The 14,389-nt window shown below is 51.5% G+C and carries 13 protein-coding genes; 8 read left to right on the top strand and 5 right to left on the bottom strand.

The annotated features are described in order from the left end of the window. Nucleotides 1-88 precede the first annotated feature (88 nt). Entirely contained in the window at nucleotides 89-1,345 is a 1,257-nt protein-coding gene (locus MP213Fo_RS04725) for a M16 family metallopeptidase (protein WP_421091014.1), read from the top strand. 142 nt (nucleotides 1,346-1,487) lie between these two features. On the opposite strand, the gene MP213Fo_RS04720 is transcribed toward MP213Fo_RS04725, so the two are convergent. Continuing rightward, nucleotides 1,488-3,341, bottom strand: coding sequence for a monovalent cation:proton antiporter-2 (CPA2) family protein (locus MP213Fo_RS04720; protein ID WP_421090505.1), 1,854 nt, complete (start codon nucleotides 3,339-3,341; stop codon nucleotides 1,488-1,490). Between the two features lie 422 nt (nucleotides 3,342-3,763). Here MP213Fo_RS04720 and MP213Fo_RS04715 point away from each other — a divergent pair, with 422 nt between their 5' ends. From MP213Fo_RS04715 to lpxK, 6 genes are all read left to right on the top strand, one after another. Beyond that, nucleotides 3,764-5,128: a TldD/PmbA family protein gene (locus MP213Fo_RS04715; protein ID WP_421090504.1), complete on the top strand. Its 1,365-nt coding sequence runs from the start codon at nucleotides 3,764-3,766 to the stop codon at nucleotides 5,126-5,128. Nucleotides 5,129-5,135: 7 nt separating this feature from the next. After that, entirely contained in the window at nucleotides 5,136-5,975 is an 840-nt protein-coding gene (locus MP213Fo_RS04710; protein WP_421091013.1) for a 3'(2'),5'-bisphosphate nucleotidase CysQ, read from the top strand. 81 nt (nucleotides 5,976-6,056) lie between these two features. After that, the gene (locus tag MP213Fo_RS04705; RefSeq protein ID WP_421090503.1) at nucleotides 6,057-6,329 is read left to right on the top strand and encodes a DUF4170 domain-containing protein; all 273 of its coding nucleotides are present in this window, start codon (nucleotides 6,057-6,059) and stop codon (nucleotides 6,327-6,329) included. 97 nt (nucleotides 6,330-6,426) lie between these two features. Then, on the top strand, nucleotides 6,427-7,167 hold the full coding sequence (locus MP213Fo_RS04700) for a lysophospholipid acyltransferase family protein (RefSeq protein WP_421091012.1): 741 nt from the start codon (nucleotides 6,427-6,429) through the stop codon (nucleotides 7,165-7,167). A 330-nt stretch (nucleotides 7,168-7,497) separates the two neighbouring features. Beyond that, nucleotides 7,498-8,835: a lipid IV(A) 3-deoxy-D-manno-octulosonic acid transferase gene (waaA, locus tag MP213Fo_RS04695; RefSeq protein ID WP_421090502.1), complete on the top strand. Its 1,338-nt coding sequence runs from the start codon at nucleotides 7,498-7,500 to the stop codon at nucleotides 8,833-8,835. Further along, the gene (gene lpxK / locus MP213Fo_RS04690) at nucleotides 8,836-9,906 is read left to right on the top strand and encodes a tetraacyldisaccharide 4'-kinase (protein WP_421090501.1); all 1,071 of its coding nucleotides are present in this window, start codon (nucleotides 8,836-8,838) and stop codon (nucleotides 9,904-9,906) included. 134 nt (nucleotides 9,907-10,040) lie between these two features. On the opposite strand, the gene MP213Fo_RS04685 is transcribed toward lpxK, so the two are convergent. The 3 genes from MP213Fo_RS04685 to MP213Fo_RS04675 form a co-directional block, all read right to left on the bottom strand. Further along, on the bottom strand, nucleotides 10,041-10,277 hold the full coding sequence (locus MP213Fo_RS04685; protein WP_421090500.1) for a DUF2093 domain-containing protein: 237 nt from the start codon (nucleotides 10,275-10,277) through the stop codon (nucleotides 10,041-10,043). A 40-nt stretch (nucleotides 10,278-10,317) separates the two neighbouring features. Further along, nucleotides 10,318-12,246: a DNA mismatch repair endonuclease MutL gene (gene mutL, locus MP213Fo_RS04680; protein WP_421091011.1), complete on the bottom strand. Its 1,929-nt coding sequence runs from the start codon at nucleotides 12,244-12,246 to the stop codon at nucleotides 10,318-10,320. Between the two features lie 70 nt (nucleotides 12,247-12,316). After that, on the bottom strand, nucleotides 12,317-12,658 hold the full coding sequence (locus MP213Fo_RS04675; RefSeq protein ID WP_421090499.1) for a TIGR01244 family sulfur transferase: 342 nt from the start codon (nucleotides 12,656-12,658) through the stop codon (nucleotides 12,317-12,319). Nucleotides 12,659-12,929: 271 nt separating this feature from the next. Between MP213Fo_RS04675 and fdhD the strand changes: the two genes are divergently transcribed. Next, a complete protein-coding gene (fdhD, locus tag MP213Fo_RS04670) occupies nucleotides 12,930-13,793 on the top strand; it encodes a formate dehydrogenase accessory sulfurtransferase FdhD (protein WP_421090498.1) in 864 nt (287 codons plus the stop codon). A gap of 61 nt (nucleotides 13,794-13,854) precedes the next feature. Here the strand turns inward: fdhD and MP213Fo_RS04665 are convergent, their stop codons facing one another. Beyond that, on the bottom strand, nucleotides 13,855-14,325 hold the full coding sequence (locus MP213Fo_RS04665; RefSeq protein ID WP_421090497.1) for a 6,7-dimethyl-8-ribityllumazine synthase: 471 nt from the start codon (nucleotides 14,323-14,325) through the stop codon (nucleotides 13,855-13,857). Nucleotides 14,326-14,389 lie beyond the last annotated feature (64 nt).

The following is a 14,389-nucleotide window of genomic DNA, read 5'->3' as shown; positions in this document are numbered from 1 at the left end:
CACTCAGACAATACCAGCCACGATGCCTTTGGTGCCTAACAAGCGTTTTCGCGGAGCCAAGGCAGTTATTGCCGGTTTGTTTGCTCTCATGCTGACAGCACCGGCTTTTGCGCTGGATATTCAGGAAGTTACCTCGCCGAAAGGCATTAAGGCATGGCTGGTTGAAGATGATAGTGTGCCACTGATTTCCGTCCGCTTTTCATTCAAAGGCGGTAGCGTGCAGGATCCGGAAGGCAAAGAAGGCCTTGCTAATTTGATGACCGGCCTGTTCGATGAGGGGGCGGGCGATATTCCGTCCGATGCCTATCAGGAACGGCTTGATAATATCGGCGCTGAAATGAGCTTTTCAGCCAGTTCAGATTCAATTGCCGGTGGAATGCGGATGCTGAAAGAAAACAGCAATGTAGCCTTTGACATGCTGGCACTGGCTATTCAGAAACCGCGTTTTGATCAGGTTGCAACTGACCGTATCCGCTCGCAGATAATTGCGGCGATTAATGCTGCTAAAAGTGATCCTAACACAATTGCTTCGCAGAAATTTGCCGAAGTGCTTTATGGCAAGCATCCTTATGCGCGTCGTGATGAAGGGACGGTGCAGTCTCTGGAGGCAATTACCCGTGAAGATTTGTTGCAGGCGCATAAAAAATTGTTTGGCAAAGATCAGCTGAAAATTGGTGTGGTTGGCGCAATCAGCGCGCAGGAACTGGCGCCATTGCTTGATAAGCTGTTTGGCAGTTTGCAGGACAAAGCCGAGTTGAAGCCTGTTGAAATGGCCAAGCTGGCTTTGGGCGCCACGACATCAATGGTTTATGACCTGCCGCAAACATCGGTTAGTCTGGTTTATCCCGGCGTTAAACGAACTGATCCGGACTTTTTTGCTGCCTATTTAATGAATCAGATTCTGGGTGTCGGTTTTACCTCACGTCTTTATAATGAAGTGCGTGAAAAGCGCGGTCTGGCCTATACAGTCACCTCCGGTTTAAGTGGCCAAGATTATTCTAATAGTCTGAACATCTTCACCGGAACCCGCCCTGATCGCGCCCAGAAATCGCTGGATGTGATCCGTGCAGAGGTTAGCCGTATGGCTAAATCCGGCGTAACAGCAGAAGAACTGGCGGCAGCCAAAAGCTTTGCGATTGGTTCCTATGCGATCAATAATCTTGATTCATCTGTGGCTGTGGCGCGTACATTAGTGGGGCTGCAAGAGCAGAATTTGGGACGTGATTATATTGACCGCCGAGCCGGCCTTATCAATGCGGTAACGCTGGGTGAGGTGAAAGCTGTGGCCGCTAAATTGCTGAAAGCGGATCCGGCGATTCTGGTTATTGGCCCGAGCCTCAATTAAAATCGGCATCGATAACTGGTTGCAAAACTTTAAAAATAATGGCGCGGTGAGTGATCACCGCGCCGTTATTTTGTTTGTTGCATTTATATCCGTAGCCTGTTCATAACAGCCGACAACACCGTGCCGCTTGTCTGAATATTTTCTAATCGCCGATTGGCACCAGCGTAACTGTTCCGGTCTGCGGGGCAGGGGCAATCGTCTCTTCTGTGGCTTTGTCGAGTGGCACAGCAGAACGTGTTGGTTTGGTCAGAGGTTCCGGTGTAACCGGCTTGTTGAACAGCAAGTGTCGGCCAGCCATAATACCCTCAGACGCCTGCACATGCAGCCGGTCTTCATCACGCTGGCGCACATCATCAGTAATTGCCTGGGCTTCCATTTCAGAAAGACCGAGTGCTTCCAGTGTTTTGCGGCCAAACAGCAAGCCCGATTCAAAGGTTTCACGCAGTTCATATTCCACACCTTTGGCACGCAATTGCAATGTATGCTCGCGATCAAAAGAGCGTACATAGAGCCGGGTCTCCGGAAATTCCGACTGAATAAGATCGATGATCCGATCCGTTACCTCTTTTTTCTCCGTGCAGATGGCGACCAGTTTGGCTTTGCGGATACCTGCCATTTCAAGCACGTCTTTGCGTTGACCATCACCGAAATAAATGCGGAAACCAAAACGTCCGGCAGCGCGGATTTTATTGGCGGAACTGTCGATCACCGTCACATCTGTGCCACCAGCCAGCAGAATCTGCGCCGCAATCTGGCCGTAACGCGAAAAGCCGATCATCAGCACATCAGAACCGGCGCCTTCAAAATCCTCATCCATACCGTCTTCCGTTTTGGATTTAGACAGTAAACGGTTACCGATTGCCACACAGAGCGGTGTCAGTGCCATTGAAATAGTGATTGCTGCAATCAGCTCTGATGCCAGTGCATCGGTAATGACTGCTGCGGCACTGGCCGCTGAAAACAGTACAAACGCAAATTCACCACCTTGTGGCAGCAAAAACGCAACCTTAACTGCATCATTGTGGCTGGTGCGGAATATCCGGCACAGCAGGTAAATAATCGTAATTTTCGTCACGATAATCACCGGCACAGCCAGCACAATCATTAACCAGTTATCGAGAATAACGACCAGATTGAGCGAGAGGCCGACAGCCACAAAAAACAGACCAAGGAAGATGCCGCGGAACGGTTCCACATCAGCTGCCAGCTCGTGGCGGTAGGATGAATCAGCCAGCAGAACACCGGCGATAAAGGCACCCATAGCCATGGAAAGACCGGCAGCTTCCATCAGCGTTGCTGAGCCAAGCACGACAAATAGCGCCGCCGCGATCATCACTTCGCGGGCGCCGGTATTACCGATCAAACGGAACATCGGATTCAGCAAGTAGCGACCGGCAATGATCAGGATAATGATTGCGCCAAGTGCGGTAGCAACATGGAAATTTGCAGCACTTTGTGAGGCTTCAGAGGGTGATAAAGCCGGAATGAGAGCGAGTATTGGTACGATTGCCAAATCCTGAAACAATAATATTGCAAAGGCTTTTTGCCCGTATTTTTGGCCGGTTTCGCCTTTGTCTTCCAGTATCTGCATTGCAAAAGCGGTGGAAGACAGAGCAAAGCCGCAGCCGATAATAATGGCTGCAGGTACCGGTAGGCCGGCAACATAAACACCGAGCCAGGCCAGAGTGATGACGCAGAGCGTGACCTGAGCCAGACCCAACCCAAAAATTGCATGACGCATTGACCACAGGCGCGAGGGCTTGAGATCGAGCCCGATAATAAACAGCAGGAACACAACGCCAAGCTCGGAAAAATGCAGTAATGCTTCACCGTCATTAATCAGGCGTGCGATCGGGCCGATGAGTATACCAGCTGCCAGATAACCAAGAACCGTTCCTAAGCCCAGCCTTTTGAAAATCGGTGCAGCAATAATGGCTCCGCCGAGGATCATCAGCGTTTGCAGATAAAGACTGCCGATGGAAATATTGTTTTCCATAAATTTACATCACTAAATATTATTATTCGGACGGGTGCAGGAAGTGCTCAGAGAAACCCTGAAACAATTGGAAATGACAACACAGGTTCCTGCATGCAAATCACACAGACCATATTATGAAACCCATATTATGAAACAAAGTACCGTAGTTAGGCATTTTTAAAAGGTAATCATCACATTTATAATTTCGCGGTATTTAAAAATGAACACACAGTTCTCTTACTGCCTAATACATATTCAACGCCGTGATCGTGGCAGTTTACAGGATTGAGACGATTATGCGGGATGTTTTTATTTGAGGCTTATAAATTATCTGCCTTATCCTTATATATAGAACTTGTATAAGTGGCCGTAACTGACAATTTGCCGCCGTAATCCGCGATGGCCAGCTGAAATAAATCCCGGCACCGGCCGGAATAAAAATGACAGGACAAAGAATGGACGCACAGAGCTCTGCCCAAAAACTTGCTGATCATGCACGTTTTCTTGTTGCGGCCGCCCAAAAAGCTGGCGCAGATCATGCAGATGCGGTGGTTGTGCGCAGCCGTTCCAGTAATGTCAGTGTGCGCCTTGGCAAGGTTGAATCTACGGAAGCTTCAGAGAGCGATGATTTTTCGCTGCGGGTTTTTGTTGGCAAACGAATTGCCAGTATTTCTGCGAATGCCAATAAAAATGCTGATCCGGCGGCTTTGGCTGAGCGCGCTGTGGCAATGGCTAAGGTATCTCCCGAAGATCCGTATGAAGGTCTGGCGGATAGTGAAAAGCTTGCAAAGAATTTCGCGTCGCTTGATCTGTTTGACGCCACACAACTTGATGCGAAGCGCATGACGGATGATGCCTTGCAGATGGAAGAGGCAGCGCAGGCTGTTGCCGGTGTGACCAATTCCGGCGGTGCCACTGCATCCGCAGGCATGGGCGGTATGGTGCTGGTTACGTCTAACGGCTTTGAAGGCTATTATACAATGACCCGTTTTGGCCGCTCTGTGAGTGCCATTGCCGGTGAAGGTACGGCGATGGAGCGCGATTACGATATGCGCGTGCGGCTGCATTTTGCGGATTTGCCTGATCTGGCAGAGCTTGGTCGTAATGCAGGCGAGCGCGCAGTGCGCCGCCTTAATGCCCGCAAGATGAAAACCGGTACTGTGAATGTAATGTTTGACCCGCGCGTGGCGCGCGGTATTGCCGGTCACATTGCCGGCGCGATCAATGGTGCCTCGGTGGCACGCAAAACCAGCTTTCTCAAAGATAAAATGGGACAGCAAATCTTGCACAAAGCCATCAGCATTACCGATGATCCGTTGCGTGTACGCGGCTCTGCCTCACGCCCGTTTGACGGTGAGGGCATTGCCGGCGAAAAGCTGACAATGATTGAAAACGGCGTCTTGAAACATTGGTTTCTTTCAGGCTCAGTTGCCCGTGAACTGGGGCTGGAAACCAATGGTCGTGGTGTGCGTTCCGGTTCAACCGTTGTGCCGTCATCAACCAATTTGGCTATTGAGGCAGGCGCACGTTCTCCGCAGGATTTGATGAAAGAGCTTGGCACCGGCTTTTATGTCACGGAAGTTTTTGGCCAAGGCGTTGATATGATCACGGGGCAATATAGCCGTGGTGCTTCCGGTTTTTGGATTGAAAACGGTGAACTGGCTTTTCCGGTCAGCGAAGTGACAATCGCATCAAACCTCAAAGATATGTTCCTGAATATGACTGCAGCGAGCGATCTTGATCGTTCTTACGGCACCGCAGCGCCAACGCTGGTAATTGAAGGAATGACACTTGCCGGTAGCTAAGCCTGACATTGAGACCAAAACCCCGCAGAGTGCTGCCACTGATAGCCGTGATTTACAGCTCATCCGTGACGCTGCGGCTGAAGCCGGTAAAATTGCTCTGAGCTATTTCAAGCATGACCCTGAGGTCTGGCTCAAAGATGGCAATTCTCCGGTCAGCGAGGCTGATCTGGCGGTTGATCGCTTTCTGCGAGAATATTTGCTGGATGCGTGCCCGGATTATGGCTGGATCTCTGAAGAAACAGCAACCGATCAGCAGCGCACTGATAAAACCCGCGCCTTTGTCGTTGATCCGGTCGACGGTACGCGTGCGTTTCTGGCCGGTGATGACCGCTGGTGCGTGAGTATTGCGGTTATTGAGGACGGCAAACCACGCTGCGGCGTGCTGGATGTGCCGGTACGCCAACAAGTGCTGAGCGCAGTAAGCGGACAAGGCGCTTTTCAAAATGATGTGCCAATCTTGTCGCATTTACCTGCCGAGGGCGGATTGCGGCATGTGGCGATGTCGCGATCACATTTTAATGAGCTGCCGGAAGGCTTTCGCAGTCAAACAGCATTTGCACCCTATGTGCCTTCATTAGCCTATCGTGTGGCCATGGTCGCGCGCGGTGAATTATCCGGCACATTTGTACGTGAGGGTGCGCATGACTGGGATTTGGCAGCTGCTGATCTGTTGCTTTCTGAGGCAGGTGGTAAATTACTGACGATTGACGGGCATGGTTTGACCTATGGTGAAAATACCAGCGCGCGCAATGGTAAAAAGCCATTCAGCCATGATGTGCTGGTTGCGGCAGTGTCAGACTTTGATGAAGAGATGTTAGCGGTTGTGAGGCAGCTTTTGTTGCGCTAAAGAAGGCCGTAAACAAGGCTGGATTGCCGCTGCAGTTCGGTTTTTAACGATAAATATAATCTCAGTGACAGGATTAGAACAATGACCGCATCATCTGGTGAAAACAAACAATTGCTGCATCTGGTATTTGGCGGCGAGCTGAAGACGCTGAATTCGATGGAATTCCGTGATCTGGACAAGCTGGATATTGTTGGCGTTTTCCCAAATTATGAAACGGCAAAAATGGCATGGAAATCCAAAGCGCAAGCCACAGTCGATAACGCACATATGCGCTATTTTATTGTGCATATGCATCGTCTGCTTGACCCTGCAAGCGCGATTGCCGAGGCAGCCCGCTCCGGCAATGCTGGTTAACAGGCACCAGCTGACTGTGAGTAATGAAAAGCCGGTAGCGCCCGTATCTGCAGAGACTGCTGCATCCGCTCCGCCTGAAAAGGCGGGCGGTAACGGGCTGGTGAAGCGTTTATGGCAGCGTATCCGTGGCCCGCTCTCACGATCTGAGCTGTTGAAGACGGCGTTGGTCGTCCTGATTTCCGGCTATCTCAAACTGGTTTATTACACCAATAAACGCATGCCGGGCTTTGTGCAGACGATCGCATCACAAAAAACTCACGCGCCTTATATTGTCACGTTCTGGCATGGCCAGCATTTGATGGGCACATTTGTGCGTGAAAAATCAGTGCCGGTGGTTGCTATGTTTTCGCGCAGCGCAGATGCCGAGCTGAATGCGCGGGTCGCTGAACATTTGGGATTGCAGACTGTGCGCGGTTCCGGCGGGCGCGCAGACAGTAATAATGCCGATAAAGGCGGGGCAAGAGCCTTGCTCACATTAAAACGGGCTTTGGACAAAGGTATCAGCACCGGCATGATTGCCGATGTGGCACATAGTCCGGTGCGTGAGGCGGGGCTGGGGATAATTTTGCTGGCAAAATTATCCGGACGGCCCATTCTGCCTGTTGCCTATGCTTTTTCACGCAGTATAATTCTGCAAAAAAGCTGGGATAAAACCTCTGTTCCTCTGCCTTTCGGGCGCTCTGCGGTAGCAACAACGGAACCGGTTTGGGTGCCTGCGGATGCTGATGAGGCGATGCTGGAAAGCAAGCGGCAGGAGTTGACGCTTAAACTTGATGCAGCGACTGAGAATGCCTATGGGCAAATTGGTCTACCTGTACCGGCGGGGCGTGGTTGCTAAAGCAGTTTCAGGAAAAGTGGGAACCGGTTTTCCGTTTGAGACTGCGATTAAATAAAGTGCCAGTTCAGTTTCAGGAAAAGTGGCAATCGGTTGTTCAAGGCGGCCATCCAATACGGATGAGCAGCTATTTGATGTGTATAATCTGTGACTTTAAAACTGGATGCCGATTTATTCGTGTATAAAGTCATAAGGCATTTGGTTCCATAGCTGTCATTTTATAAAATTCAACCCGCTACAGACTGCATGCCGATGCTTGGATTTGTATGAATTTTGGGTTTAGTGTGAAACTCTGGTGCGCATTCTGCATACCGGCACGGAGAATAAAGCATAATGAGTGAAAAGTGGGCCCGTACTGTTCTCCAGGTTTATAAAGCCGCCGGTTGTGCCGCCTATCCTCTGATCGGGCCTTATATCAGCTATCGTGTTTCACGCGGTAAAGAAGACCGCAGCCGTCGCAACGAGCGCTACGGGCGCACACAGATTGCACGCCCGCAAGGCCCACTGATCTGGATGCATGCGGCCAGTGTTGGTGAGTTTACAGCTATTTTGCCGCTGGTTGAGCATTTTTTAAGCCATAGTATCAGAATTCTTTTGACCACCGGTACACGCACCTCTGCAGGCTTGGTTGCCGAGCGTTTGGGTGACAGGGTTATTCATCAATATGTTCCGCTGGATTTGTTGCCTGCTGTGCGCCGTTTTCTTGATCACTGGCAGCCGGATGTGGCGATTAAATGTGAATCCGAAATTTGGCCAATGAGCATTCTGGAACTTGGCAAGCGCCGTATTCCGCAAATTCTGATCAATGGCCGTATGTCGGACCGATCTTTTGCAAAATGGAAAAAACACAGCGCAGTCGCTGAAGCTCTGTTTGAAAATTTTGCCCATGTGGTTGCGCAGTCTGATGCAGATGGCGAGCGGTTTCGCCAGCTTGGTGCGCGTCCGGTCACGATTTCCGGTAATCTTAAAGTGGATACCGATGCACCACCGGTCAATATGCAGGAGCTTGAGCGCTTGCAGCAGCAGATTGGCGAGCGCAAAGTCTGGGCTGCGATTTCCACCCATGACGGGGAAGAAGAGATTGCAGCCAATGTGCATACAATGCTGGGTACCCGCCATCCTGACCTGCTGACGGTTATTGTGCCGCGTCATCCTGAGCGCGCCGCTGCAATTCGCACACTCATTGAAGGCAAAGGTCTGGTTGTGGCGCAACGCAGCCGTGGCGAAGATATTACCCCGCAAACGGCGGTATATCTGGGCGATACGATTGGTGAAATGGGGCTGTATCTGCGTCTTTCGCAGATTGCATTTGTTGGCAAGTCCCTGACAGGCGAGGGCGGCCAGAATCCGCTTGAACCGGCTATGCTGGGCACAGCGGTTTTATCCGGCCGCAATGTGCAGAATTTTCGTGAATCCTATCAGCGCCTGATTAAAAATGGCGGCGCTAAATTGGTAAGTGATCACAATATGCTCGCGGGTGCGGTAAATTTCCTGTTCAATAATCCTGATAAATTACTGGCAATGACCGAGGCAGGTAAAAGCACTGTCGGTGATATGCGCGGTGCGCTTAACCGCACATTGATCGCACTTGAACCGTTTATCCAGCCATTGGTGGTTAAAACCCAGTTGTTCAATGCTTTCTCAGATCCAGCATTGCCGGAGATGAAATAAATGACCAAGCGCAGCGGTGCAGCTGACGCCGCTTCATTCTGGTGGCGCAAGCCTGACAGGCTGGATTGGCGGGCTGCTCTGTTGTCACCTTTGGCTGCGATTTATGGCGCAGTTGCACGCAAGCGCATGATGCAGGCAACGCCGCCGCAAATTGCCATGCCGGTTCTGTGTATCGGTAATTTTACCGTAGGTGGGGCGGGTAAAACGCCAACCTGCATTGCTTTTGCGCAGGCCGCCACGGCAGCAGGGCTTAAACCCGGTATTGTCTCGCGCGGCTATGGTGGCACCTTTAGAGGTGTGCATCTGGTGGATGGTACCAAAGACACTGCAAAATTGACCGGTGATGAGCCGCTTTTGCTGGCGCGCCATGCAATGGTTGCCGTTTCCGCGGACAGGTTTGCCGCCGCAAAAATCTTGCAACATCATGGCTGTGATTTCATCATTATGGATGATGGTTTTCAGAGCATGCGTTTGCATTATGATTATGCATTACTGGTGGTGGATGCGGTGCGCGGTATTGGCAATGGCAGGATTATTCCTGCAGGGCCGGTGCGTGCGCCAGTCATGACCCAACTGCAACAAGCATCGGCATTGTTACGCATTTCTCCGAACCATTTGCAGGGCGATGACGCTGCGCTCACTGTTATCCGCATGGCCGCCCGCGCCAATAAACCGTTTTTTGATGCCAAACTGGTATCGATTGCCCACCAGCCGGTTGAAGGTCAGCGCTATCTTGCCTTTGCCGGTATCGGTAATCCGCAGAAATTCTACTCCAGTGTTCAGGAGCTCGGTGGTGAGGTGGTTATCAACCGCTCCTTTGGCGATCATTACAGTTATAGGCCTGAAGATATCAGGCTCTTACTGAATGATGCACGCAATGCCGGACTTGTGCTGGCGACCACTGCAAAAGATTACGTGCGGCTCAGTCAGCTAGGCCATGCAGCGCAAGGTGACTGGCTGAAGGAAATTGCAGTTTTTGATGTGGAGCTGGATTTTGGCCGTGTGAATGTGCTGGAGCGGGTTATAAAAACAACGCGGCAAAACTATCTTGATCGCAGCCTGAAGCTGTAATGTAACATGTAAGTAGAAGCATTTCACATTCAGGTACTTCCACCTGAATGATATGACAATGCGGCATGTATCATAAGAACGGGTGCTGCTGACGAGCTTTGATATGACCCGCTCTTGTTGATCAGGTGTGCATTTCAGCCTTTGCTGCGCTGGCGCAGTTCCGGATTGCGTTCCAGCTCACGCTGATAGGAAATCAGGCCATTGGCATAAGCTTCCTGACGGGCAACGCTCCAATAGCGCAGATCATCCAGTTCAATCTTTTCGCTGGTCACGGCACAAAGCACATAAGAACCGGCCGCAACAACCTCATAATCGCCGTCGAGATAGCGCAGCTTTGCTTCACCGCTGCGGTTGCTGGCAAACATGGTCATAAAAAATTCTCCTGTAGAGTCCGGTCACTGTCAGGTCTGTTTACCTGCGTCCGAACAGACGTTCAATATCACTGAGCTTTAATTCTATATAGGTCGGGCGACCGTGATTGCAGGTGCCTGAGCCCGGCGTGGCTTCCATTTGGCGCAGTAAAGCATTCATTTCTTCGCCTTTGAGCCTGCGTCCGGAACGCACCGAGCCATGACAGGCCATAGTCGCTGCTACATGGTTGAGCATATCTTTCAAGCCGTTGGCGGTGTCATGTTCGGCAATTTCATCGGCCAGATCGCGGATCAGTTGCTGCACATTCATTTCGCCCAGCATAGCCGGCGTTTCACGCACGGCAACGGCTCCCGGGCCAAAACGCTCAACACTCAGGCCAAAGCGCTCCAGTGTTGGTGCATGGGCGGTCACACGTTCCGCATCTTCTTCCGGCAGGTCAATAATTTCAGGTATTAGCAGCATTTGTGCGGCCATCGGCTTGGTTTCAAGCGCGGTTTTCAGTGCTTCATAAACAAGGCGCTCATGAGCCGCATGCTGATCCACAATCACCAGACTGTCCTCAGTCTGTGCAACAATGTAATTGGCATGAATTTGCGCGCGTGCTGCACCAAGCGGCGCCCGCAGCAGTTCAGCCGGTGCATCGGTTTCAGCGGCGCGGCTATCTGCGCTGGGGGCGATAAACTGCGTGATCCCTGCTTGCAACGCCTCGCCAAAGCCTGCCTGAAGCCCACTTTGTGCAGGGTTGTTAAGCGCATTGCTGTCAAAATGCAGCGGGCGCTGTGCAGGATGCGCAGTTGCCGGTGACCATTCACTGCGCGGCGCCTCAGACCTGTAGCCAGATGAAGCTTGCCAGTGGCGCTGCGGTGTTGTGGTGGAGCTGTAAGTGTTTTGTGGCGTTTCAAACCCTTGCGCCTGAAAAGCTTTGAGCATCGCCTCGGCGCCGCTGGTTGCAGGGCGGATACCCGATTGCGCCAAAGCATGGCGTATGGTGCCAACAATCAGCCCGCGCACCAAACCCGGATCACGAAAGCGCACATCGGCCTTGGCCGGATGTACATTGACATCCACATAGGCGGGATCAAGCTGTAAAAATAACACGCCTACCGGATGACGGTCACGGGCAATCACGTCTGAATATGCCCCGCGCAGTGCGCCAAAAACCTGTTTGTCACGCACAGGGCGGCCGTTAATATAGGCAAATTGATGTAAGGAATTGGCGCGGTTAAACGACGGAATAGCCGCAAAGCCGGTGAGGCGCACCCCTTCGCGTTCACTATCGAGCGACAGCGCATTTTCGGAAAACTCAGTGCCAAGCACCTGCGAAATCCGCTCCAGCATAGCGGTGTCTGTTACTGTTTCACCCTGCGTGCAGGTTGCAGGCAATTCCAGCGTATTCCGATCCGGTCCCGCCAGCGAAAACCGGATTTGCGGAAAAGAAATTGCAATGCGTTTTACCACTTCGGTAATCGCAGTGGTTTCAGCGCGATCGGTTTTCATGAATTTCAAGCGGGCAGGGGTCGCGAAAAACAAATCGCTGACCTCAACAATCGTACCGCGATTGATGGCTGTGGGGCGCGGGCCTTCGAGATAACCGCCTTTAACCACCACCTCAAAACCGGAATCTGCATCTTGTGTGCGAGATTTAATGCTGAGACGGGCCACCGAGCCGATTGAGGGCAATGCCTCACCGCGAAAGCCAAGTGCACGAATATCATGTACATCATCTGTCAGCTTGGATGTGCAGTGGCGCGATACCGCAAGCGCCAGTTCATCCGCGGCAATACCGCCGCCATTATCGGTCACGCGGATGAGGTTTTTACCCCCACCGGCAGTAACAATCTCTATGCGGCTGGCACCGGCATCAATCGCATTTTCCACCAGCTCCTTGACCACACTGGCAGGGCGTTCAATCACCTCACCGGCAGCAATCTGGTTGATAATGGTTTCGCTTAAAAGCCTGATAGACATCGGGTGATCTGCCGCTTTGAGTGTTTCATAAAAATATGCGCGCGGACGCTGATAGCCCGCGCACATCACATCAGCCTTGTTTTTGCTGCTGCACAATGCCGTAAAGATTGGTGCAGCGGGTGCCGGAGCGGCAATAGGCCAGTACCGGTGCCGGTGCATCGGCCAGAGCTTGTGCCATCTCATCCACATTGGTCTGTGTCATCTGCCCGCCGACAACCGGAATGAAATAAATTTTAAGACCTGCATTTTCGGCGGCCTTAGCAATGGCAGCATATTCCGGCTGACCATCTGATTCGTGATCCGGTCGGTTGCAGATCAGGGTTTTATATCCCGCAGCCGCGGCAAGGCTGACATCTTCCGGTGTCAGCTGACCGGTAACGGCAAAATTTTCATCAATCGGACGGATTTCCATAAAGGCAGACCTCATTTCAGATTTGTATTTCAGGCACTAGAGCATTTCACAGTCAGGTTGAAACAGCTTGATAGATATGACAATGCGGAACTCTGAAATCTAGAGCGGGCACTGCAATCCAACCTGAACGTTTCCCGCTCTAGCATAACGTTGCATCTGTCAGCTTGAAAGCTTTTATAGTGTGTTGAAAGCGTGAAAACGCGTTATAGATCGGGCATAGGCTTATGGTAGTCATATAGCTATGCCTGTATGCTGTTGAAAGGGTGGGGAAATGCTGAAAGATCATTTGCCGGATGACAGTCTTATTGTTTTGCCGCCTGTAACCATTGAGGTCAGCAATATTATTCGCCGCCAAGGGGCGCTTAAATCTTCGTTGCGACAGGTGCCGGAAGAACTGCCGGTTGCGTTCTCCTATGCCGGTACTACCCATGCGGTAATGATGGCAAGCCCTGCTGATATCGCTGATTTTGCTGTCGGCTTCAGCCTGTGTGAGGGTATTATCTCCGACCCCGCGGAAATCGAGGCAATGGATATTGAGGTGTTTACTGCGGGTATTGATGTGCAGATGCAGTTGAGCGATCTCAAGCGCGATGCGTTGACCGCCCGCCGCCGCCATATGGCAGGCCCCGTTGGCTGTGGTTTATGCGGCATTGAATCGCTGAGTGAGGCAGTCCGGGATTTTTCACCGGTAGCAGAGACGGATTTCACACTCTGTGCGACGCAGATTGTGCAGGCGGCTGAGCAGATGTGGGATTTGCAGGTGCTGCATCGCACCACCAGAGCGGTGCATGCGGCGGGTTTTTATCAGGCATCGGGTATAAGCGGCAAGATTCTTGCTGTGCGGGAGGATGTAGGGCGGCATAATGCGCTGGATAAATTGGCGGGCTTTCTGTTGCGCGGCCAAAATGCAACTCAACCAGCCCAACCTGCACAGGGCGCTGTGGTTGTAACCAGTCGTGTGTCTCTGGAAATGGTACAGAAAACCGCAGCCATAGGCGCACCATTTATCATTGCGATATCTGCTCCGACCGCTCTGGCGATCCGTACTGCTGAAGCGCTGAATATTACGTTGATTGCGCTGGTGCGCGGAGAAGAGTTTGATATTTATACCCATCCGCAACGGGTAACAGCATAAAGTGAAACAGCCTGCTTTAAGAGCAGGCTGTTTCAACTTGATAGTGAAAATGCTCTAGTATTTAAGCTTCGATCTTGCTGTAAATATCCAGAATTTGCACGGTAGCATGCGCGGCTTCACGGCCTTTAACCACAAAATGTGTGTGGAAAAAATCGTGATGTTCTTTGCTGTCATGGTAATGATGCGGGGTCAGCACAACGCTTAGTACCGGCACATCAGTTTCCATCTGCGCCTGCATCAGGCCTTTGATCACTGCGTCGGAAACGAAGTCATGGCGATAAATACCACCATCAACCACAAAACCTGCAGCAACAATGGCAGCATATTTACCGGTTCCGGCCAGTGTACGTGCCAGCAATGGCGCTTCGAATACGCCCGGCACGTCAAACACATCAACAGTAATGCCATTAGATGTGAGTTTATCAAGCTCGGCAATATAGGATTTTCGGGCTTCATCAACAATATCCGCATGCCAGCGGGCTTGAATGAAAGCAACTTTAGGTGAGGATGGGTTGGTCAGGCTCTGGTTCATAGTTTCATCTCTTGATACTAGAATCAGGGCGCAAATTCACAAATACAGCCAGTCATCCGTCATG

The sequence above is a fragment of the Pseudochrobactrum mosebachae genome, assembly GCF_048914685.1.
GTDB lineage: Bacteria > Pseudomonadota > Alphaproteobacteria > Rhizobiales > Rhizobiaceae > Pseudochrobactrum.
Note: the sequence above shows the minus strand (reverse complement) of the source record. Positions and strands in the feature narration are given on the sequence as shown.